We start from the raw sequence: 23293 nt of genomic DNA, 5'->3' as shown, positions 1-23293 counted from the left end.
ATAATAGTGCCTAGACTACAACTACTTGTGGCGACAATGAATTTGACAGATATTATTGGCCTATGTGATAAGATGCATATTGCATCAGATGCATTGATTATAAATCAGTCTGATTGCGTGAAATATGAATGCTTATTTTATCATGGATATAAGATAGAATGTTATACTTTTGCAGAAAGAGGATTATCAAGAAGTAGGAATAATGCTCTTTTAAGATGCACAGGGGAGATTCTGTGTATCGCAGATGATGATATGGTATACACAGACACCTACAGAGAAGATATTATAAATGAGTTTCAAAAACATCCGGAAGCTGATGCGTTGGTTTTCAATGTAACAGCGCTTAATGACGAACGATCAGGAAAACCTATAGAAAAGTATGCACGCGTAGGGAAAAGAGAATCTCGTGAATATGGGTCGGTTCATATCGCCATAAGAAAGAGAGCACTTATAGGTAAAAATGTTTATTTTAACACCCTGTTTGGAAGTGGAGCAACATATTCATGCGGAGAGGATACATTATTTCTAAAGGAATTAATTGAAAAGGATTTAAAGCTCTATAAGACCCCCATCAGAATAGCAAGTGTTGATATGAGCGATTCAACTTGGTTTAAGGGATATAATGAAAAATATTTTAAGGACAAAGGAGCTCTTATCGAAGCAGCGTATCCGAGATGTTCATATCTCCTTGCAATATTACAATCAGTACGAAATAGCAAAAAATCTTTGGGAAGCTACAAAAAGGCAGCAAAACTTTTTTCGTATTATACTTCTGGAATAGCTGACTATCGAAAGGTAATTAGTGGAGGCGATGCTACCGAAGGAGAAAATATTAGAAAATGAAAATCACAAAGAACGATATTATTCCTTTTCTAGGATTCTTTCTAATTACAATTGGAAACGGAAAATATTTAGGTGCAAAATTCGGAGACTTAATTGAGTATTTAGGGATAGCGGTATTATTGATCTTATGTTATTGGCCAAGTAAGGTACATCATGTAAGTGTAACAGAAATTATCAAGGTACTCTTCTTGACGTCATTGTTGTCAATTGGTGCATTTATAAAAGGAACGCCGACAAAAGCCTGTTATATGCTTGCTTTGACCTCATTAGCTTTGATGTCGTTCGCATTGATGTCGCAAAGTATCCTGTCTACAAATAAGAGAATTAAAATTGCTGCGAATGCTATTTTTTCAGGAGCTGTTTTTTCTGCACTCATTGGTTTAATCACCGGAACATTAGGATTTACACTTGGATCAGACGAATCAATTGTCGGAATATTATATGTGTCTGGATTTCAAGTAAAAAACTACTGTGGTGGAATATGGCTTCTTTTGTTTATTCTTAACTATATATACTATATAAGAAATGGAAGGCTTAGTCACAAGGAAAAAATCGTTTTGACAATGTTCCTATTTCTGATTGTTCTTAGTGGCTCAAAAGGCGCATTCGCTCTTAGCTTGATTTGGATTTTGTTGATAAATTTTGATAGAATTCTGAAGTTTAGAAGAGATCAAAAAAAATTATTTGTTTTCTTTGCTGGAAGCGTTGCCTGTTTAATAGGTGTTTTTATATACAATAATATTTTAATCAATGTGTATACGTATGCGTACCGTATGCGTGGCTTGAGCAATCTTGTGGATTATTTGTTGCAGGATTCAAGGAATATGTTCTTTGGCATTTCAGATATTGCTTATGCAAATACAGGTTTTAGCTACACAACTAATATGAGACAATTCCTTGGGTGGCAATCTAGTGTAGAAATGGCGCCTGTTAATATTCTAATCAAAAGCGGATTAATTGGATTTGTTTCGTATATTTTGATTTTCAAGGATTTCTTAAGCGGTTGCAAACGATGCACAGCAATAGATCAAAGCATAGTCAAGTCTTTAGTCATTGTATTGTTGATATCCGGACTGACGGAGACATATGCTGTTTCCATTCATTACGTTGTTGGACCGGTAATGTACTGCTTGATTAGAGGGGTGATATCTCAAGATAACCGGCGTGTACATACGAGATAAGTTTTGACGTCAGCGAGGTGTTGCATTGTTTTATTATTTTTCTGATTGGAGTATTAAAATTAGATGAAGTTTTCAATAATAGTGCCAATATATAATGTGGAAAAATATCTTCCGCAGTGTATAGATTCAATTCTTAATCAGGATTATAAGGATTTCGAGTTAATACTGGTTAATGATGGATCTCCAGATGATTCACTTTCTATATGTCGCCAATATGCGGAAAAAGATAAAAGAGTGCGGATCATAAATAAACCGAACGGCGGATCTACCTCTTCTCGGAAGGCTGGAGCAAAGATTGCTAAAGGTGAATACGTTATTTGTGTAGATAGCGACGATTATGTTGAACAGGGATACTTTTCTTGTGTTGCAAGGTCGTTAGATGAATTCAATCCGGATATAGTAGTACTTAGTCATTATTCGTTAGAGGGCAACAAAAAGATTTTAAACAAAGATTTTGTGGTGCAAGATCTCTTGCAAGACAAAGAATATGAAGAAGTTAGAGACAAATTTATCTACGATCCTACGGATAAAAATATTTCAAATCCGGGCATAATCTCATATTCTTTGTGTTGCAAGGTCGTTAGACGGGAAATATATGTAAAGGCACAAGAGTTGGTAGATGATAAAATCGTTATTGGCGAGGATATGCTATGTTCTTTGTATTGCTTGAAACTTGCTAAATCAATGGTTTGCCTGGACGAAAGTTTCTATGTTTATCGAATATTAAACAACTCGATGATGCACTCGTATAATGTGAAAAAATTTGAACATTTCGAGAATACAGTTAAAGCATTGGTTGAGTCTGAGATAGTAGATGATCGCCGAATATATGCGTATTCCTTTCATGCCTTGTGTAATGAGTATGCTGGAATAGCAGAATCAGTTAATTCGATATCTGAGTTTAGAAATAAAATATTAGAAACTCATAAATTCAAGCTCTTATATGATATGGCAAGCAGAGTGGATAAATCAAACTGCGATTTGGCAAGTAGGTTTAAAATTTGGCTTGTTAATAATAAAAAATATGATTTGATGTTTTTGCTGTTAAAGTTAAAAAACAGATAAAGAAAATAAAAGGTAGATAAAATGAGAGAATATTTATCAGATAAACAAATAAAAAGCGAATTAACAGCACTTTTGCAGGTGGTTCATGAATTCTTAGTTGAACACAATATTAAATATACTATTACTGCAGGAACTTTGTTAGGAGCTGTTCGACATAAGGGCTTTATACCTTGGGATGATGATATTGATATTGCTTTAACCAGAGAGCAATATGATAAATTGGTTCGTCTTTTAAGAGAACAGCATAATTCTGTCAATGAATGCGTGTATGCTGAAGGTTTTGAACTTGGCAATGATGATATACCGTACATCAAAATTGTGAATAAGAATATTTTTGTAGAGGATCACACGGCGTCTATTGATAGAAATGAATTTAAAGAGGATTTTTTATGGGTTGATATTTTTTGCTGGGACAATGTTCCAATGCGTTTTACAAAGCTCCGCTATGCTTACTTCAAATCTTATATTAGACATGCTTGGGGAAGCAAAAGAGCAAAGAAACACAATGTGACATGTGGATATAATAACCCAATTCACCATAAAATCGTTGAGTTTCTGTTCAGAAATTATTCTTTGGAAAAATTGACATTTAAATACATTGAATATTGGAAAAAGTTTAATAAAACTGAATCGCAATTTATTAATAATAACACTTGGGGGGACGGTCTGAAATATCTGCCTAAGGAATTAATGACAGAATTTAAATTGTACGATTTTGAAAACATTCAAGTTTATGGTATGAAAGATGCGGATACTTATTTGTCAATTGCCTATGGTGATTATATGAAATTACCTCCAGAGGACCAAAGAATCAATCACGGAATAAAAGCATGGAGAGAATTACCAAATGAAAAGTAAAGTGACACTGATCAATATTATATCAAGTTTAACACTTCAAGTTGTTACTGTGATAAGCGGATTTATAATTCCGAAGATTATTCTCACTAATTTTGGCTCAAGTGTTAATGGACTTGTTTCGTCGCTGAATCAATTTCTGAGTTATATTACTTTGATTGAAGGCGGAATTACGGGAGTTGTTCTTGCCAATCTATATAAACCACTTGTTGACCATGATAATAAAAAAATTAGTGCAGTTTTGGTGACAGCTAAGAAATTCTTTAACAAGATAGGCTATTTGTTTATTGCATACTCCATTGGGGTGGCAGTTGTTTATCCAATCTTATCAAAGGAAGGCTTTTCTTGGTCTTTTGTTGCTTCATTAACGGTTGTTCTTTCATTAAATTTATTAATACAGTACCTTTTCTCTTTGAGTTTTAGGGTGCTGCTGCAAGCCGATAAGAAACTGTATGTTATATCTTTCACTCAGATCGTAATTACTGTATGCAATATAGCTTGTGCTTTTTTTAGCGTAAAGATTTATCCAAGCATTCATTTGCTAAAATTATTAACGGGACTTTTATATATTATTCAGCCACTTGTATATGGATACTTTGTAAAGAAACATTATAGTATTAATTGGGGTACTGAACCAGATGATAATCTTTTGAAAGAAAGATGGAATGGTTTTGCGATAAATTGTGCAGCATTTATCCACAATAGTACAGATATAACAATTTTAACAATTTTTACAAACCTCGCTACGGTTTCTATATATGGCGTATATACATTAGTGACGAATGGATTAAATGGATTGTTTGCAGCTGTTTTTAGAGCTATTGCACCCACAGTTGGCCAAGCTTATGCTAAAGGCGATGAACATGAATTGAATAAGAAGCTAGACTTATTTGAGTTCATTACATTTATTTCGGTTTACTTTTGCTTTACTTTATCTGGATTGCTGATAACGCCATTTGTACAGCTTTACACAAACGGTATTACGGATGTTGATTATATTCAACCTATATTTGGCGTGCTAATTGTTATGGCTGAGGGACTGTATCTTATAAAAGAACCGCATTTGGATTTGTCTTATTCTGCAAATAAATTCAAGGAATTATCGGTACCAGCATTTGTTGAAGCAGGTATTAATATATTGGTTTCTATAATTCTTGTACATAAACTTGGATTGATTGGAGTTGCGATTGGAACTATTGCGGGCATGACTTATAGAATGGCATATCAAATCTATTTCACAACTAAGATAGTGAAAAATAGAAAGCAATGGATCTTTTACAAAAAATTATTGGCGTTTTCTTTTGTTACTTTAATCGGAGTCGCTATTTGTCATTTTGTACCGCTGACTGAAATCACCGTTTGGAATTGGGTTTTACATGCTTTTATCTATGCACTTATATTTGGAGTTCTATATTTGATTTTGAGCTTGTTATTATTTAAAAAAGACGTTCGATACTTGAAAGAATATATACTTAAATGAATATTTACATGTTATTGACATAATGACGACGGGGGTTCTCGTTTTGAATTCGACAAACACATTAGCTAATTATTGCGGACTTGAAATCAATTGATTACAACTGTTGTATTAAATGAGAAGCGTCAGATGTATTTTATGAAAGGAAACTAATACTAATATGAAAAGAATAGGAACGGTGTCATATAACATATACTGTAATTTTACAAACTACGGTTCAGCACTTCAAACATGGGCACTTCATCAAGCAATAAAAAAAGTGGCAGGGGATATGATTGATCCTGTTCTTGTTGATTATTGCCCTGAGATTTTAGCTGATAAAGATCCATTGAATCCATTTGCCAATATGTGGGATAAAGATGAGGAATCACGCAGAATGTGTGAACTCACGATGCCTGCAATTCGGGAAAACTATTATAAGTTCGATCGGTTTTATCACGAAAGATTTACGCGGACAAGCAAGAGATATACAGCACAGAATTTTAACGGGATTTGCAAAGATGAGGAGATTTCAGGTTTTGTGTGTGGAAGCGATACGATCTTTTGCCCGGATGAGTTCGGATTTGATGATGGCTACTATGCAAATTATGAGTGCATGAAAAAACACTCGGTCGCTTATGCAGCAAGTTTTGGTGATCCTCATTTCACGGATGAAACATATAAGGTGCTAAATGACAGACTTCAAAACTTTAATGCTTTTGGTCTTCGAGAAAAATTAATGGTTCCATATGTAACGAAGCATACAAATGTTCCAGTAAAAAAGGTAATTGATCCAACGTTGCTGTTGACGAGCGATGATTATGACAAGATTGCGAAGGAACGGTTACAACAGGATAAATATCTGTTGCTTTATGCACGACGCTATAATCCTAAAATGGAAGCATATGCAGAAAAAATTGCGACAGAAAATGGCTGGAAAATTGTCGAAATCAGCTTGCGCGCAACAAATGCAGAAAAACCTAATCATCAGATGTTCTATGAAGCTGGAGTTGAGGAATTTCTGTCGCTTGTGAAGTATGCAGAATGTGTAATTACGAATTCATTTCACGGGATGATTTTTGCAGTACAGTATTGCAGGCCATTTTATGTATTCTCTCGTGAACAGTGCGATACGAAAATCAAGGAATTGCTAGAACTTTTCGAACTTTCTGAATGCATGGTGACTCCAGAACAAATAAAGGAATTAACCGTGCCACAAATAGATTATCAGGCCGTTCATAAAAGAATTGCTATGGACCGGAGTACATCGAAAGAATTTCTGATGATGGAATTGAATTTGTTGGAGGGGAAATAAATGACATATATAAGCAATGATATTTTAATTGGCTTTCTCAAAAAATATAATGTTCATAAGTTAGTACTGTCATCTGGCACACGGAATATCCCATTTGTGAGTTCTGTAGAAGTTGATAAGTGGTTTGAATGCTTTTCAGTTGTCGATGAAAGGAATGCTGCCTTTTTCGGAATGGGACTTGCACAACAGTCAAATGAGCCGGTTGCTATTGCATGTACAAGTGGGACAGCAGTTTCTAATTATGTTACAGGCGTAACGGAGGCATACTATTCTCACGTTCCGCTTATTGTAATTACATTTGATAGATCACCTTATGTGTTAAATCAACTAGAAACACAGAAAATTGATCAGATGACGGTATTTGACTCAATTACAAAGGCTAATATTGAACTTCCCATGATAAAGGATGTTGAGGATATTTGGTATTGTGAGCGAATTTTGAATGAAGCATTTATCTCAATAAGGCAGCATGATGTTGGACCAGTTCATATTAATATTCCACTGGTTGGCTCAACAAATGATCTATGGAAGAAACAAGAAGGTATAAGTGAGTCAATCAAATTTATTGAATATTATTCGTATGAAACAGATAATTGGGAGCACTTGAAAAATGAACTTGATGGAAAAAGAGTTCTTTTTGTACTAGGCCAGAATTGTACGCTTACTGAAGTAGAAAAAGCGTACCTTAATGAACTTATATATAAATTAAATGCGGTAGTACTGTGTGACAATTTGACTAATTTTCACTCAAAAAACTCTATTAATCCAGAAAAAACAATAAAAGCATTAGATGGAAATACGATAAAAGATTATATGCCAGATATTGTTATTACCTATGGCGCGAATTTTCAGGAACGAATCAAAGATTTGTTTAAGGCGAATGAAAGACGATGCGCCCATTGGTTGATAGCAGAGGATGGGAAAATTAAAGATTGTTTTAGAAGTCAAACAAAGATTTTTGAATGTTCTCTAAAGTATTTCGTTTCTCGGATTGTTGGGTGGAAATTCTGCACAAATGATCATTATTTAAAGAAATGGAAACAACTGGACGAACAATTGCATATTACCGACCTGCCATTCTCTAATTTTTCTATAATCAGAGATTTTGCCAATGTAATTCCTGACAATTCACTACTTCATTTGAGCATTTTGAACGCTACACGTTTAATGCAGTTCTTTGACTTGGATAAGTCAATTAGGGTTTATTCTAATGCAAATTCGTTTGGAATAGACGGTTGCCTCCCAACGTTTTTAGGACAAGCCTATGCATTCGACGGCGTATCATTTATCGTGATAGGTGATTTGAGTTTTTTCTACGCAATGAACGCAATGGGCATAAAACATATTAAGAATAATGTTCGCGTTTTATTGATAAACAATGGTGGTGGAGCAGAGTTCCATATTGTGCCTTCTCATAACGAGCTAAAAACTATTGATTTACATATTGGTGCAGCGCATCATCAAGTTGCAAAAGGATGGGTTGAATCTCTGGGCTTTGAGTACATTTCGGCTAATGATGAAGTTGATTTTCGAGAAAAATTGAAATATTTTGTTTCGGATAATGCAAAAACAATTGTTTTTGAGGTCTTTACAGATTTGGAAACCGATGGACAGACTGTTCTAAAAACCTATCGAAAATTGGAAAAACAACTGAGGAATATGAGGAATATGAAATGATTAGAATACTGATGCTTGGTGGAACAGGAGCCATTGGAGAGTCAATTTTATCCGTTATTGGAAATGATGTCGTGTATGATATTACAGTTACATCTAGGAACAAACGAAAATCTTTATATGCAAATGTCCACTATTTACTCGGAAATGCCAATGATTTTGATTTTATCAATACGATTGAGGATAATTCGTTTGATGTTTTGATTGACTTTATGAATTACCGTAATGAAATTTTGAAAACAAATTTTTCAAAATTGATTAGAATTGCAAAACAGTATGTGTTTTTAAGCTCGGCACGTGTTTACGATAATTCAATGCCATTTATTGATGAAAGTTGCTCATTACTGGCAAATACTACGGAGAATCAGAGCTTTAAGGATTCTGGAACATATGCAGTAAAAAAGGCACACCAAGAAAAGTATGTTCTGAAAAACGGATGCAATAAGGTTACGATTGTCCGTCCATATAAAACCTACTCATCTGATAGATTACAACTGGGTGAATATGAGATTAAGCACTGGCTGAATCGAATTATCAATGATAAACCTATTGTTTTAAACCGTGGAATTCTTGACAAGTATACAGCACTGACTGATGGAGTGGATGTTGCAAAAGGAATAGTGGAGCTGTTGGGAAATGAAGCGGCACTAGGACAAATATTTCAAGTTGTTACGAATGAATATATGACATGGAATGATGTATTGTTGTTATATTCAGAAATTCTACACAAATATTCTTATAAGCCTGTTATCTATCTCGCTGATGATACAAAAGAAATAGATAAACTATTTGAGGGGGGGTATCAAATGCCGTATGATATTATGTATAATAGACGCTTTCACTCTGCAAATATATCCAAAATCACACAAATAACCTACAAAAGTATGAAGGATGGTCTACAAGAAGCGATAGCACTTTACTTACAAAATCATACGAAAGGGAATTATATAAGTACGGAATATGATAACATTGTGGATTGGTACATTGAGTACCATGACCTTGTTCGTTGGGAGGATGGTTTAAATGCTTAATTTTACAGTTGGTCCGGTAATGTCGGATGACGTAGTGCGCGCTATTGGAGCAGAACAGGTTCCATATTTTAGAACACCTGAGTTCTCTGCTGTCATGCTTGAAAATGAAAAGCTAATAAAAAAGTTTGCGAAAGCTGGCGATGATGCTAGAGTAGTGTTTATCACTGGTTCTGGTACGGCGGCTATGGAAGCAACCGTTATGAATGTCTTTGATAAGACGGATAAGGTTTTGGTTGTAAATGGCGGTAGCTTTGGTCAGCGGTTTGTTGAGTTATGCCAAATTCATGAGATCTCGTATGAGGAAATCAAGCTGGAGAAAGGTAAAGCACTCAAAAAAGAACAGTTGGATATGTACGACGGGAAAGGCTTTACTGGGTTCCTCGTTAATGTGCATGAAACCTCAACAGGTGTCCATTATGACATTGAGATGATTAGTAAGTTTTGTAAGAAAAACGGAATTTTTCTGGGCGTGGATGCCATTAGCTCCTTCCTTGCAGACGATTTTGATATGAACAAACTGGGTGTACAAGTAATGCTTACTGGTTCCCAGAAAGCATTGGCTTGTCCTCCGGGTGTGTCGGTTATTGTCTTATCTGATGAAGCAATCAAGCGTGTAGAGAATCGTGATGTAAAGTGCATGTATCTGAATATAAAGTCTGCTCTTAAAAATGGCGAGCGAGGACAGACACCTTTTACGCCAGCGGTAGGAACGTTGCGTCAAATCAATGCCCGTTTGAAAGAAATTGAAGCTGCAGGCGGTGTTGAGAAAGAAACAAAGAAAATTGCGGAACTTGCTCAAGATTTTAGAGCTAAGATTAAGGGACTACCCCTTGAAATCGTTTCTGAGTCGATGTCTAATGCAGTTACACCGTTGCATCCGCTGAATGTGTCGGCTTATGATGTTTTTATGACTCTCAAAGATGAGTATGGTATTTGGATTTGCCCCAATGGTGGAGAAATGAAAGAAACTATCTTCCGTGTCGGCCATATTGGTGCTTTGACAAAAGAGGACAACACTACACTTGTGAACGCTTTTAAGGATTTACAGAAGCGAGGACTTTTGTAAAAAGTGAGAGGAAGCAAGAAATGGTAAAAGTAATTACATACGGAACGTATGACTTGCTTCATTACGGACACATTCGGCTGCTTGAAAGAGCGAAAAAACTGGGTGATTATTTAATTGTTGGTGTAACGGCAGATGATTTTGACAAAACACGAGGTAAAATTAATGTCCAACAATCATTAATGGAACGTATTGAAGCAGTTCGTGCAACAGGGCTGGCAGATGAAATTATAGTTGAAGAATATGAAGGACAGAAAATTGATGATATTCGTCGATATGATATAGATATTTTCACTGTTGGTTCTGATTGGAAAGGAAAATTCGATTATCTGAATGAATACTGTAAAGTGGTTTATTTGGATAGAACAGAAGGTGTATCTAGTTCAGATATTCGTTCAGAACAGAGAAAAATTCGTCTGGGCATTATTGGAGATTCTCCGGTTGCAGCAAAATATGTTAGAGAAAGTCAATTTGTGAATGGCATTGAAGTGACAAGTATTTGTACGTCGTCACCAAAACTCTTTGGTGATACTCATTTGGTTACTGACGACTATAAGCAAATGCTTAATGAAGTTGATGCCGTATATGTTGTATCTCCACCAAAGCAACACTATCAGGATATTAAAACTGCATTAGAATATAAAAAGCATATTCTTTGCGAATCACCTATTACTGTGTCCAAAAGTGAATGCACAGAGTTGTTTAGTTTAGCAAAGAAAAACGGATGCATTTTAATAGATGCTATAAAGACAGCCTATGCAACTGCATTTGCAAGGCTTATACTTTTAGCAAAAGAAGGAAAAATCGGGGATATATATTCTGTTGATGCAGTTTGCACCAGCTTACGGCCGATGACTGAAGATTCTTGGAATAGTATTTGTGGTTGGGGACCAACTGCAATGCTTCCGATATTTGATATTTTGGGAACAGAATATCGATCCAAAAATATTTCATCTTTAATTGATAAAAATGGAAATGATCAGTTTACAAAAGTTGATTTTTCCTATGATCATGCTGTTGCATCTTTGAAAGTTGGAAAAGGTGTAAAATCCGAAGGCGAACTGATTATCTCTGGAACAAAAGGTTATATATATGTTCCAGCACCTTGGTGGAAAACAGATTATTTTGAAATTCGTTATGAGGATTCAACGCAGAATAAACGGTATTTTTATCAACTGGATGGTGAAGGTATCCGATATGAGTTGGTTGCATTCGTGAAGGCAATTAACAGCAAAAAAGACTTGTCTAATATTAGGCAGAGCGTCTCCGAAACTGTTTGTGAAGTTGTTGAAGATTTTTATGGGCGTAAAGAGATGATGTTACTGTAAAAGACAGCTTCAAGAAAGTGTTGGAAAAATGCGTATACAAGGCTGATTTATTTGCATGTGAACTTCCGAAAAAATCTCCCCTAAACAAATTTTAGGGATGATAAGGAATAAAAAAATATTGAAAAGCCGGCGTTTTGCACGCAATTTTGCTTGCAATCGACCGGATTTTATGTGTGAACTTTCAGAAAAAGTTCCACCTAAACAAAATTAAGAGAATAAAAAATTGAAAAAATCCCGATTTTCTGCGGGTTCTGCTTGCAGGAGACCGGGATATATGGTACAATTGTTTTAGGTGGAATACCGCCTAAAAGGAGGAGCCTAATGTATCTGGACTTTTTAGTAAAAATACCGTTTGTGCAGGGAAAAATCACACGTCGGAAAAAGAAGGATGCTGTATATGTTGAGTATGAATATGACAGGATTTATGACCCTGTCAGGCAATATACTTTTCCAAAAAGAGTAACAATAGGAAAGCTGTCTGAAACAGACCCGGAACTGATGCAGCCGAATCAAAATTTCCTGAAATATTTTCCGGATGCAGAGCTTCCAGAGAAAAAAAACAGGACATCCAGAAGCAGCTGCCTGCGTGTGGGAGCATATTTTGTATTGCGTAAAATTATAGAAGAATACAACATGGTCGAGCTCCTTGGTGGGTATTTTGAACAGCGTGATCTGGGTCTATTTCTGGATCTGGCAGTATACTCGATCATTGCAGAAAACAATGCGGCACAGTACTATCCAGACTATACATATAACCATCCTCTTTTTACAAATGGGATGAAACAATACAGCGATTCTACCGTCTCAGATTTCCTGAATTCTGTAACAGATGACCAGAGTATTGGGTTCTTAAACTCATGGAATGAGACCAGAAACCATCGTGAAAAAATATATATTTCCTACGATTCTACGAACAAAAACTGCCAGGCTGGAGACATTGAAATGGTGGAATTCGGACATCCGAAAGTAGATGTGGGACAGCCTGTATTTAACTATGCGGTTGCATATGATACACATAACCAGGAACCATTATTTTATGAGAAATATCCCGGAAGTTTGAACGATATCTCACAGCTTCAGTTCATGTTGGACAAAGCTTTTGGATATGGCTATAAGAAGATTGGCTTTATTTTGGACAGGGGTTATTTCAGCTGTGAAAACATACAATATATAGATAAATGCGGGTACAGCTTCGTGATCATGGTGAAGGGAATGGCTTCACTGGTGAATGAACTGGTTCTGGAACACAAGGGAACTTTTGAAAGTAAGCGCGTGAATAACATCTATGAGTATGGAGTATATGGGAAGACCGTGAAGCACAGGCTTTATGCGGGTGATAAAAAAGAACGGTATTTTCATCTGTACCACAGCATTTCCAAAGAAAGTGCAGAGCGTGCTGGGATTGAAAACAGGCTCAACCAGATGACATTGTACCTTAAGAAATATCAGAATAAAGTAAAAGAATTCGGGCCAGGGTTTGAGAAGTATTTTAATCTTCATTATGATGAAAAAACACAGGCATTTGTACTGCCGGAAGAGCGCTGCAGTGTAGTGGAAAGGGAACTGGATCTGGCAGGATATTTCTGTATAATCACATCGGAAAAGATGAGTGCAAAGGAAGCAATCGAGCTGTATAAGAGCCGTGATACATCAGAGAAACTATTCCGTGGAGATAAATCCTATCTTGGAAATAAGAGCATCCGGGTGTATTCAGAAGAGTCAGAAAGGGCTAAGATCTTTGTTGAGTTTGTGGCGATGATACTGCGCTGTAAGATGTATACGAAGCTGAAAGAGGAGATGAAAAATCTGGAAAAGAAGCCGAATTATATGACAGTTCCGGCAGCGTTGAAGGAACTTGAAAAGATAGAAATGGTGCGTCAACTGGATAATATATACAGGCTGGATCATGCAGTAACAGCTAATCAGAAAACAATATTAAATGCGTTTGGTCTGGATGTGAATCATATAAAATACTATGCATCTGAGTTGAGTAAAGAATTGAAAAAGGTGGAATAAGGAGGAGACTTTGAAAGATTTTGAATCATTTGTAAAAACATATTCAACTAGAGATTTTATATATTTCTTTTCTCAAAAATCTATTGAAATATATAAAGAGCACATACACAGCTCAAAAAAATTTGGATGTTCTATGATGTTTCCTTTGGAATCTTTTCAATATGGCTTCTTTCGCAGAACTACAAACGTGATGTTACTTGCGTGGGATATCCCTAATATGGCATATCTTTCAATTATAAATGCAAATGATTATAGAAAAAATATAATGACAGAGGAAATGGCTGGAATAGGGGTTAACCTTTATAGAGGATATGAAAACAAATATTCTGGAAGTGAGTATCTAAAAAATGCGAGATTGCCGGATTTACATAAATATGTAATGGGTATGAGCTATGAGCAGTTCAAGTATGAAAATCCTGAATGGGTATACCAGAATTTTAATCGTAATTATCACATTCTTATTGGTTCACTTAGTATTAACAGGGATGGGCTTGTAGATGCCAATATGATTACAAAAGAAATTTTTGAATTTACTGTAGAAGAAACTCTGGCATTGGAGTGGGCTGTTTTGTGGTTATGTTACAATTGTCCATTTCCTTTGAGTTTACCCGAAAAAGTATATAGAAAAAAAGATGAAAGGATTTTAACAAAGAATAATATAGAGCGGATTATTGATTATTATTCTGTAACCTATGAACAAGTCAGAAAATCGCCATTGGGAAAACAGATCTTTTACAGTAAACCATTTGTTATTACTCAGAAGAAAAGAGAAAAGCTTGCGGTAAGCATTTATTTGGTTCAAATGATGCTAGCTGATGGACTATACTGGCTGATTAGGGATTATTACCACAATAACCAGAAGGGGCAAGTTTTTGTAAATGCGTTTGGTGAAATGTTTGAAGATTACTTCGAAGAATTGATGGGAGAATATCTCAAAAATGGTTTTTGGCATAAAATTCCTGAAAATAAGAAAAAAAGTGCAGATTATTATGTTGAGTTTGAAAAAGCTGTATTTATATTTGAATTAAAGTCCGGAATGTTGGGAATTGGAGCAAAGCAGCAGACACCTAATGTTGATCTGATTGATATATTTTATAAGAGAAATATAGAAAAAGCATACAAGCAATTGAAAAACTCAGAATTAGAATATAAAGGCGATAAACCAGTAATAAAGATTTTTTTGCTATATGAGAGTATGCCTTCGAATACGCAGATGATAATTTCTTCATTACCAGAGTTATTTGAGAAAGATTCAAATTGTTATGTTATGACAATAGAAGAACTAGAAATGTTTTTAACTACGTATAAAAAAGATAGAGTTAAATTCGATAATATTGTGAGTAGGCTCATTACAAGTGAAAATGGGGCTAGACGATATAAGAGTGTTTTTGAAGTGCTACGGGAATATCAAGCAACTGAAAATATGCAGTTTACCGGAGAAAAAGATTATTTTGAAAAAATAGTACATTCGTATATTGGAGAGCATACGGAATAAATGACGAAAGTGGATATATTTGGAGGCATATATAAGAATGATTTTCCAGAGTATTGTCCAATATGCCGCCGTGCTTACGAGCACCAGAAACATAAACATGCACAAGATCAACGATACGAGGAAGATAAAAATGAAGCAATGTATATTTTGTATGGAGTGGAAAGAGGATAAAGAATTTAATCGTGAACATATTATTTTGGAAGCGCTTGGTGGAAAAGGCGACAAGGATATATGTTTGAATGTATGTACTTCCTGTAATTCCTCCCTTGGGACGAGGGTAGATGCTTCTCTTTTAAACCAGAGTATAACAAAATATATGAGATACAAATTCAAAATTAGAGGGAAAAATGGAATTCCCAATCCATTTAAAGGAATCGAAGTAAAATATGCAGATACGTCGATTGTTGGCGAGTTGAAAGTCGACAAAGAGGGAAAAATTAATGGGTTTCGTGCAAAGCACCAGGTATTAGAATGTAATAAAGAAAAATTGATTGTAGGTCCAAGAAAAGGGTTTGCGTCATATGTGAATAGTAAGCTGAACGAAAATGGTATGAATCCAGTAACAGAAAAAGAGCTTCTGGAAAATAGGATTGATTTTAATGAGCATAAAATTCCGCACGTTGAATTTGTGGAATTTCCAGAGGAAATGAGATCACAGTATTTGCTGTATGCATTTCCAACTATGTTGAAAATGGCATATGAATATTGTTTTATCACATTTGGAGAAAAATATTTAAAGAATCCTATAGCAATGAATATTAGGGATTTTTTGATAAAATACGATTATAAAAAAGATACAGAATACTGCTCGCCCACTATAGCTTCTTTAATGTGGATAAGTGAAGAAGAGCGGAAAATATCATTAAAAATGTATATAGATAATGATAATATATGGGTGCAGATTGTATTATGGGGGATGATTTTAGCAAATATTTGTATGTTAGAAGAGGTATTTGAGGATGAGATGAAGATTGACAGTGGTTTAAGTGTAGAAATGTGAAGACCACTTATTGAATAAAAATGGATCTTGGAGAAAGACACCATTAAAGAAAAATCGTGCATTTTCGAGGATTGAATTATTTATGACGGACTCTGAATATACGCGAATTAAAAAAATGAAAAATCTTATAGAGACACTGAACCGCCCGGAAGAGCATATGACTATTTATAGGACTGATGGATCCTTTGTAAGTTTGAAATACGAGAATAGTCAGGTGACTATTTGTGATTCAAGAGAGAAAAATGTGAGAAGGGTTGTGGAGGCGGATAATTTTATCAGGGATATTATGAGGGAATAGGTGTTAAAAAATCCCACTTAGTCATGAAGACCAAGTGGGACGATACTATGCCGTCTTTTGAGAATTGCAATAATCATAAAGATTCAAAAGATAATCCGGACTTTCTCTCCAAATGCCGGTATCGTAGTCGAAGAGTGCGCTATATATCTTTGAACTGGTGAAGCGAAGCAGTGCTTCCTCATACGAAATATTATCGCGCAGAGAGAGAGCTTCGACGGTATCACGCATAAGACTAACAGCACAGCTTTCTTTTTGTGAATCGGTGAAGTTATAGTTTGATGTCTCCATAGCGGTCACTCCTTATAAATTCAAGATGGTTAATGGCATCCTGGGTGCGGAAGCAAAATTGATCTTTTAAGCGATTGGGGATTAATTTTTTTATGGTGATTTTATCGGCTTCTGGTGTTCCAGGAATACCAAAATCAACTCCGCTGATATAACGCTGTAAGGTACGAGCTGTTTGATCGTCTGCAATTTTGCCACCGATGATATCAATTGTGCTATACTTTTTCAGAAGTTGTGGAAACAAATCTTTTTTTCGGTTTGCAGCTACAAAGTGGAGCCATTCGATGGTTGCTCCCTGAAAACAGTATGCCAGTATATTCGGATCATAGTGGAACTTATAGACAGATATTTGACCATCTTCAGGATTGAAATTTTCTGGAACACTACCAATGCGTATGGCTTTTCTGGTGGAAAGATGGACGTAATTGTATGCCTGCTCGTAAGATGAAGTAAGATAAAATCCGCGACCAAAATCAAGTCCACCAAAACAGCGGTTCAGGTCAATCTCTGGGATGCCAATGTAACTGCCGTGATATAGAAGTATTCCATCCTGTAATTCTATCATAAGGTTACACCTCGATTCTTTAACAAGGTCTCCACATCGTGAAGCACACAGGAATAACCATTTAAATGAAGAATGTCGTAGCATTCAGCGATAAAACCAAGGATATCGTATTTTCTGAATAGTTCAGTGCAGTTGCTGGAGGACATTTTCCATTTGGATTGAGCCATACGGAATACCCAGCACTGCATGTCAGCAATGTCGAGCTGTCTTTCACTCATAGAGATTCGCCTCCTTTGAGTATAATTTGTTAATTAAAGTATAGCGCTTTTCTTAGTCTATAGCAACGACTGAATCGCGAATTTTTTAGAGTTATTAAATACTTTTGCAGTCGCTCCATATCTCACATTCTCCGATACTCCCTCGGTGCAATCCCTTCTGTTTTCTTAAAATCCTGGAAAAATAATTGGCGTCGTTCATGCCGCATTCCTGGCCTGTTTTTTCAACGGAAAGGTCTGTGAAGCGGAGCAGTTGCTTGGCATGTGTGACACGGATTTGAATTAGGTAGCTGTTGACGGGAAGAACAAATTGATCTTTAAAACTCCGCGTAATAAAATTTGTTAATAAAATATTTTGATGAAAGCTGATCCAAGGTGATCTTATCCGCGTAATGGTGTTTGAATAATTATATTAAAACTGCCAGTCAATAGCTTCTCCGATTTTATCGAAATATGCGCAAATTGCGATTCCGATGGCCGGGGAGGTGGCACCTAGGTTAGAGGTTTTAAATTCGCAGGCATTGGCGATGTAGGAAAGTTTATTAGTGGCAATTTGCTTATATAATAAAGGCCACATATAATCAGCCACTTCTTTGAATTTTCCTGTAAAAATAATAAGATCCGGATTTAACAGGTTAACCAGTAAGTTTATAATTTTACCTATGTAATAAGTGAAAATCTCAAATTTTTCTGGATGATTAATTAAGTAATCCTTAATTTCTTTGGAACTTAATTCTGAAAATTCTTTTTTGGTCATTTCAAAAACATCATTTCGAATTCTATAATCGAGGCATTCACAACTACCGCAGGAACAGCATGGCTCTATTGCTTTGAAGTTTTGATTAGGATAAGGCGGCAGTTCTATATGACCGACTTCACCTGCCAGATTAGTAGCACCATGATACAAGGCGTTGTTAAAAATCAGACCAGCGCCAGTGCCTGCACCGAGATACAGGATCATCATATTTTTTTTATTTCGATATTTATAATTGGTACTGTCTGGATTGTACATATTATATTTTTCTGCTACGACAGAGGCATTGGAATTATTATCAATGTAAAGATTGATACCTTTTTGCTCAAAGAAATCTAAACGGTTGGGGTAAATAATTGTATTTAGGGGTCTGTCTGAAAGATATTCCAGATTATGCGACCGGACAATTTTTTTACCAACATTATCTATAGCACCAGTAAAAGCTATTCCAAGTGAAATAATATTCATATGATAACTGTCTTGATTTTCTACTATTTTAATAATATCGGCAATAATAGAATCTAATTTTTGTTGTAATTCAAATAAGTTATCAGGAGTTGGGAAAAAGATGTAATTACTAATCGGTTTATTTTTTTCCAACATATAACTTCTGGCTTCTTCAAACAGATTTAGGTCTTGAATCAATTTGGAAAAAAAATCTGCAGAAATGGGCAAAAAGTTCATGTCAATGATGGATAACTTAATTTGTGCTGATCCTACAGATAAACCTACCATATAGGCAAATTCCCCATTAATGGCTAGTCCCTCGTCTGGATCAAAGATGCCGGATTTTTTTAAAGCTTCAATATTGGTTGATACTGTAGGCCAGGAGACTTTCAGGTATTCAGATAATGCTGTTTTTGAAATCTTCGGCTGACAGCGGACAATATTGATGAGTTTATTTTGAGCTTTTAGCTGTGATATTAATTTCTCCATATTTTTCTCCATATTTATGCTAGATACAATAGTTGTATTATTAAGTGATTTAATAATATCATATTTATATATTTATATCAAATGGTTATTGTGAAATATGTATTAAATTATTTCGATAAAATTTTTATATTAGTGAAAATGATTAATACAAAAAACTGATTTAAAAAATTTTAACACTCTCTTGACAAAGAAATAAGTAGAGCGTACAATAATAATTGTAAAAATGCACAACACTAAAGATAGGAGGTGTGAGTATGAGTAGTTCCCCTTAGTGATCCTTTAGGTAAGGTATGCGATGCAATAGCAGTAGCTGTTGTAGAAGTTGGCAAGATTGTAGTGAAATTACCTGCATGGTTTCAGATGCTAGTAGTTGTTGCAAGTGTTGGCTATGTGTTTTTTATTGCTTTGTTGCGATACAAGAAGGAGATGGCAGAGATTAAATCCCAGGCCAGGTCGAAGACAGAGGAATATATAACCAGGAGCTTAAAAACAATTGCTGAAGTTCTTGAAAATATTGTAAAAAGAAAATAGGGCACGTAGTATATGATTTTGAGTAAACTGCTTTAAAGAGCAGAGAATAGTGTTAAATATGTGTTTCCACTAAAAGGGGGACTCCTGTTTGACGCAAGTCAAATCACCCATGCTCATAAAGAGAACAAAGAAAAGGAGTTTAAAAGTGAATATAGGTGAAATATGTATTTGATGGTTCCAATTTTTGCGAAAAAGTTGGGACCATTAAATATATTGAGAAAAACTGAACAGATAAGGCTGATTCCAAAAGTCTCACTTAGTTGTGAATGCTAAGTGGGATGATATTATGCTGTTTTTGAAAATTGCAGTAGTCGTAAAGACTCAAAAGATAAATAATGAAAGAAAGTGTATTACTTGGAATGGGAAGAATTAGGGGGAGTGATTGTGAATAATAGAGTTACAGAAGAAATTATTAAAATTACTTTTGGAGATAATTGGCTTATTGCTGCATTTGTTTTTGTTGTGGCTGTGTCCGCAATTCGATTTATCCGTAAAAATAATCTCCCCAAGTATTTTCGGAAGTGTCTTATTGTTTGTGTGTGTGCAATTGCTGCATTGATAGATTCTAAATTTTTTCAGTGGAATGAGTATCTTGGTGCGTTGCGGATAAGGAAGGTTTTCCCGCTGCCATTGCTGACAGTAATAGTTGTAACTATAGCGATTTTTATCTACTCATATATGAAGAATGACAAGCAGCTAAAGTATGTGATTAAAAACACAGAGTCAGATGGAAATATAATTAAAGCATGGGAACGTCTGCAAAAAATAAAAACGATAAATTTGACACCCTGGCAAAAGAGACAATATGATAAAAGAAGGTTATATTTACGTGTTATGCTTGGCAATATGTGCGGAGCAGAACAGGAATTAAAAAAATTTGAGAATGATAAGGCTTTTTATCATTTTACGAAAGCAATTATTTTTAATTTTAGGGGAAATCACAAAGACGAACTTGAAGAAGAGAAAATTGCAGAAGGGTACTGCGATGGTGATACAGATTCATTTTTGCATTTTCAGATTATTTCAAACAGAGGTGCAGGCTATGTAGGAGCGGGCGAATATAGCTTGGCAAATGATTGGTTTAAAAGGGCAATAGATTTCGGAAGAGTAAATAATGTGAAAGCTCCAGATTTGTGGCTAAATCTTTACTATAATTATGTATTTAATAAGACCAGATTAAATTTGGATATATCTATTCAAGAGTGTATCGACATGCTGGAGGAGGTCAAGCAATATATTGATATTGAAGATCCAAAACAGTATATAGGTTATCGCAATATTGTTATTCAACTTTTTAGGCAGAAAAAAGCGGACAAAATGCAGCTGAATGAAATCATAAATCAGGATTTTGAATATCTTGTAAATACGAACTTAACAGATATTGAAAGATGCGTGTTAGAGGCAACAACAGCGCGTATTGTATGTACCGGAAGATTAAATCCTGAGCCGGTTATTGAAAAAATATCAAAGGATGTAGAACTATTTTTATAGCTTCCAATGCCTGAAAGATATAGATGTTTTAAAGAAATTGATTATATGTTTAAAGATCTGAGAGGTCGAATAATAGAAAAGAATCAGAAAATAAAAGAAACTGCACACTGGTATATTGTAAATCAAGCTGTATATGATTTGGAAAAGTATAGAGCAAGTTTGCCATCAGAGGCGGTGTATGAAATTTGCTATTGCTTAAAAGAACGGGCTGGGCTTTTGGAATATAAGCCAGATCAATATCAATGGAATGAGTTTTTGAAGGATATGCGTAGTGCACAAATGCTCTATCAAGAGAATGGATTATTGGCTGATTCTGCTTTATGCGCTTTGAATATTATGGATGAAGGGTTGGCGGAGTTTAATATAGATTCTGAGTATAAACCATTGTATTTGGATACAATAAAGATTTCGTTGCAAGAAGTTGAAAAAATTTTGCCAGAGCTAATGGAGCATCCTGTTTTAAATGAGATTTATTTAAGATTATCTATGTATTGTTTTTCAATAGATGATATTGAAAGAAGCAAACACTATTATGAGAGCTTTCAGAGATTAGGCAATTTTGCAATAGATCATTTTGCACCATGGCTTAGAGGCAGATATGCAGTGTTAAGTCTTTATATGTTTGTTATAGGTTATATTGAAACTGTAGATAAGATTGCCAGAAAGGATTTGAGTGGAGAAATAACACAGATCCAGGAGTGGTTTAGGGAATTTCACAACAGGAATGGTTATTTTGAAGCTATTGTATTAGGAAGGATGTTTGGTGGAGATTATTTGCCTATATGTGTAGAAATGAAATCTGGCAAAATGTTACAAGGGAATATTGTGGAGGCTGGAGATATAGAGTCTGCCTGGCTGGTTATACCTCCATTACAAATGAAAATCAAGTGTAATGGAATGCTAGCAGGAAAAATGTTAGGGCAAGGGTTTTTGTTTTCGAAATGGGAGAATACAGAGCTGAGATATTGCAATGTTAATACAATTGTGCCAGAAGTAAGAAGTGCAATAGAACGTATTATTGAGATGATCAAGGCTGAATTACCGGATTCTCTTGTAACTAGCGCGGAATTAAATAGATTAGCTAAGAATGAGATATAGGATGTGAACTTCCAGCATAAGGGAACTTTTGAAAGTAAGCGAGTGAATAACATCTATGAGTATGGAGTATATGGGAAGACCGTGAAGCACAGGCTTTATGCGGGTGATAAAAAAGAACGGTATTTTCACCTGTACCACAGCATTTCCAAAGAAAGTGCAGAGCGTGCTGGGATTGAAAACAGGCTCAACCAGATGACATTGTACCTTAAGAAATATCAGAATAAAGTAAAAGAATTCGGGCCAGGGTTTGAGAAGTATTTTAATCTTCATTATGATGAAAAAACACAGGCATTTGTACTGCCGGAAGAGCGCTGCAGTGTAGTGGAAAGGGAACTGGATCTGGCTGGATATTTCTGTATAATCACATCGGAAAAGATGAGCGCAAAAGAAGCAATTGAGCTGTATAAGAGCCGTGATACATCAGAAAAACTTTTCCGTGGAGATAAATCCTATCTTGGAAATAAGAGCATCCGGGTGTATTCGGAAGAGTCAGCACGGGCTAAGATATTAGTTGAATTTGTGGCAATGATACTGCGCTGTAAGATGTATATAAAGCTGAAAGAAGAGATAAAAAACCTGGAAAAGAAACCGAATTATATGACAGTTCCAGCAGCCTTAAAGGAACTTGAAAAAATAGAAATGGTGCGTCAACTGGATAATGTATACAGACTGGATCATGCAGTAACAGCTAATCAGAAAACAATATTAAATGCGTTTGGTCTGGATGCGAATCACATAAAATACTATGCATCCGAGTTGAGTAAAGAATTAAAAAAGGCGGAGTAGAGAGGAGAAAAA

23 protein-coding genes are annotated in these 23293 nt (G+C 35.4%); 18 read left to right on the top strand and 5 right to left on the bottom strand.

Translation table 11 applies throughout. The features are described from left to right. Positions 1-6: 6 nt before the first annotated feature. The 14 genes from AB5618_RS05360 to AB5618_RS05295 all read left to right on the top strand — a co-directional run bounded on the left by AB5618_RS05360 (position 7) and on the right by AB5618_RS05295 (position 16620). A complete protein-coding gene (locus AB5618_RS05360; RefSeq protein ID WP_173769309.1) occupies positions 7-843 on the top strand; it encodes a glycosyltransferase family A protein in 837 nt (278 codons plus the stop codon). Further along, entirely contained in the window at positions 840-2024 is a 1185-nt protein-coding gene (locus tag AB5618_RS05355; RefSeq protein WP_148463231.1) for a hypothetical protein, read from the top strand. The genes AB5618_RS05360 and AB5618_RS05355 overlap by 4 nt, the downstream gene beginning before the upstream one ends. Positions 2025-2087: 63 nt before the next feature. Further along, complete coding sequence (locus AB5618_RS05350; RefSeq protein ID WP_148463230.1) at positions 2088-3089, top strand: glycosyltransferase family 2 protein; 1002 nt, start codon at positions 2088-2090, stop codon at positions 3087-3089. Between the two features lie 21 nt (positions 3090-3110). Beyond that, entirely contained in the window at positions 3111-3947 is an 837-nt protein-coding gene (locus AB5618_RS05345) for a phosphorylcholine transferase LicD (protein ID WP_148463229.1), read from the top strand. After that, positions 3937-5424: a polysaccharide biosynthesis C-terminal domain-containing protein gene (locus AB5618_RS05340; protein ID WP_148463228.1), complete on the top strand. Its 1488-nt coding sequence runs from the start codon at positions 3937-3939 to the stop codon at positions 5422-5424. Before AB5618_RS05345 ends, AB5618_RS05340 begins: the two co-directional genes overlap by 11 nt. Positions 5425-5581: 157 nt before the next feature. Continuing rightward, positions 5582-6715 carry a polysaccharide pyruvyl transferase family protein gene (locus AB5618_RS05335; protein ID WP_243271325.1) on the top strand — a complete coding sequence of 378 codons (1134 nt, stop codon included), beginning with the start codon at positions 5582-5584 and terminating at the stop codon, positions 6713-6715. Next, positions 6716-8392 carry a 2-succinyl-5-enolpyruvyl-6-hydroxy-3-cyclohexene-1-carboxylate synthase gene (locus tag AB5618_RS05330; RefSeq protein WP_148463227.1) on the top strand — a complete coding sequence of 559 codons (1677 nt, stop codon included), beginning with the start codon at positions 6716-6718 and terminating at the stop codon, positions 8390-8392. It abuts the gene before it with no gap. Beyond that, entirely contained in the window at positions 8389-9420 is a 1032-nt protein-coding gene (locus AB5618_RS05325) for an NAD-dependent epimerase/dehydratase family protein (protein ID WP_148463226.1), read from the top strand. Before AB5618_RS05330 ends, AB5618_RS05325 begins: the two co-directional genes overlap by 4 nt. After that, positions 9413-10486, top strand: a complete 1074-nt coding sequence (locus tag AB5618_RS05320; RefSeq protein WP_148463225.1) for an alanine--glyoxylate aminotransferase family protein — start codon at positions 9413-9415, stop codon at positions 10484-10486. Before AB5618_RS05325 ends, AB5618_RS05320 begins: the two co-directional genes overlap by 8 nt. Positions 10487-10506: 20 nt before the next feature. Beyond that, on the top strand, positions 10507-11811 hold the full coding sequence (locus tag AB5618_RS05315) for a Gfo/Idh/MocA family oxidoreductase (RefSeq protein ID WP_148463224.1): 1305 nt from the start codon (positions 10507-10509) through the stop codon (positions 11809-11811). A 321-nt stretch (positions 11812-12132) separates the two neighbouring features. Then, positions 12133-13827 carry a transposase gene (locus AB5618_RS05310; protein ID WP_148463223.1) on the top strand — a complete coding sequence of 565 codons (1695 nt, stop codon included), beginning with the start codon at positions 12133-12135 and terminating at the stop codon, positions 13825-13827. A 10-nt stretch (positions 13828-13837) separates the two neighbouring features. Continuing rightward, complete coding sequence (locus tag AB5618_RS05305; RefSeq protein ID WP_243271324.1) at positions 13838-15322, top strand: hypothetical protein; 1485 nt, start codon at positions 13838-13840, stop codon at positions 15320-15322. Between the two features lie 130 nt (positions 15323-15452). After that, complete coding sequence (locus AB5618_RS05300; RefSeq protein ID WP_173770437.1) at positions 15453-16322, top strand: HNH endonuclease; 870 nt, start codon at positions 15453-15455, stop codon at positions 16320-16322. A 115-nt stretch (positions 16323-16437) separates the two neighbouring features. After that, the gene (locus tag AB5618_RS05295) at positions 16438-16620 is read left to right on the top strand and encodes a hypothetical protein (protein ID WP_148463222.1); all 183 of its coding nucleotides are present in this window, start codon (positions 16438-16440) and stop codon (positions 16618-16620) included. Positions 16621-16665: 45 nt separating this feature from the next. On the opposite strand, the gene AB5618_RS05290 is transcribed toward AB5618_RS05295, so the two are convergent. The 5 genes from AB5618_RS05290 to AB5618_RS05270 form a co-directional block, all read right to left on the bottom strand. Continuing rightward, positions 16666-16908, bottom strand: a complete 243-nt coding sequence (locus tag AB5618_RS05290; RefSeq protein ID WP_148463221.1) for a hypothetical protein — start codon at positions 16906-16908, stop codon at positions 16666-16668. Next, a complete protein-coding gene (locus tag AB5618_RS05285; RefSeq protein WP_173770436.1) occupies positions 16889-17470 on the bottom strand; it encodes a DUF3990 domain-containing protein in 582 nt (193 codons plus the stop codon). Before AB5618_RS05285 ends, AB5618_RS05290 begins: the two co-directional genes overlap by 20 nt. Beyond that, positions 17467-17688 carry a DUF3791 domain-containing protein gene (locus AB5618_RS05280; protein WP_148463219.1) on the bottom strand — a complete coding sequence of 74 codons (222 nt, stop codon included), beginning with the start codon at positions 17686-17688 and terminating at the stop codon, positions 17467-17469. The genes AB5618_RS05285 and AB5618_RS05280 overlap by 4 nt, the downstream gene beginning before the upstream one ends. 94 nt (positions 17689-17782) lie before the next feature. Beyond that, the gene (locus AB5618_RS05275; protein WP_368366375.1) at positions 17783-18019 is read right to left on the bottom strand and encodes a helix-turn-helix domain-containing protein; all 237 of its coding nucleotides are present in this window, start codon (positions 18017-18019) and stop codon (positions 17783-17785) included. 78 nt (positions 18020-18097) lie between these two features. Then, positions 18098-19375 (bottom strand): ROK family protein, encoded by a 1278-nt coding sequence (locus AB5618_RS05270; RefSeq protein WP_173736589.1) that lies wholly within the window; start codon positions 19373-19375, stop codon positions 18098-18100. 336 nt (positions 19376-19711) lie between these two features. On the opposite strand from AB5618_RS05270, the gene AB5618_RS05265 reads away from it, so the two are divergent. The 4 genes from AB5618_RS05265 to AB5618_RS05250 all read left to right on the top strand — a co-directional run bounded on the left by AB5618_RS05265 (position 19712) and on the right by AB5618_RS05250 (position 23281). Beyond that, entirely contained in the window at positions 19712-19906 is a 195-nt protein-coding gene (locus AB5618_RS05265) for a hypothetical protein (RefSeq protein WP_148463217.1), read from the top strand. Positions 19907-20260: 354 nt separating this feature from the next. Continuing rightward, positions 20261-21397, top strand: coding sequence for a hypothetical protein (locus AB5618_RS05260; RefSeq protein ID WP_148463216.1), 1137 nt, complete (start codon positions 20261-20263; stop codon positions 21395-21397). A 45-nt stretch (positions 21398-21442) separates the two neighbouring features. Beyond that, positions 21443-22495 carry a hypothetical protein gene (locus AB5618_RS05255; protein ID WP_173736591.1) on the top strand — a complete coding sequence of 351 codons (1053 nt, stop codon included), beginning with the start codon at positions 21443-21445 and terminating at the stop codon, positions 22493-22495. A gap of 3 nt (positions 22496-22498) precedes the next feature. Continuing rightward, positions 22499-23281, top strand: a complete 783-nt coding sequence (locus AB5618_RS05250; protein ID WP_243271323.1) for a hypothetical protein — start codon at positions 22499-22501, stop codon at positions 23279-23281. The last annotated feature ends 12 nt before the right edge of the window (positions 23282-23293 follow it).

The sequence above is a fragment of the Ruminococcus sp. J1101004sp1_RTP21198st1_B9_RTP21198_201120 genome, assembly GCF_040924245.1.
Taxonomy (GTDB): domain Bacteria; phylum Bacillota; class Clostridia; order Lachnospirales; family Lachnospiraceae; genus Blautia_A; species Blautia_A faecis.
The sequence above is the reverse complement of the archived record's forward strand: the minus strand, read 5'-3'. Positions and strand labels throughout refer to the sequence as shown.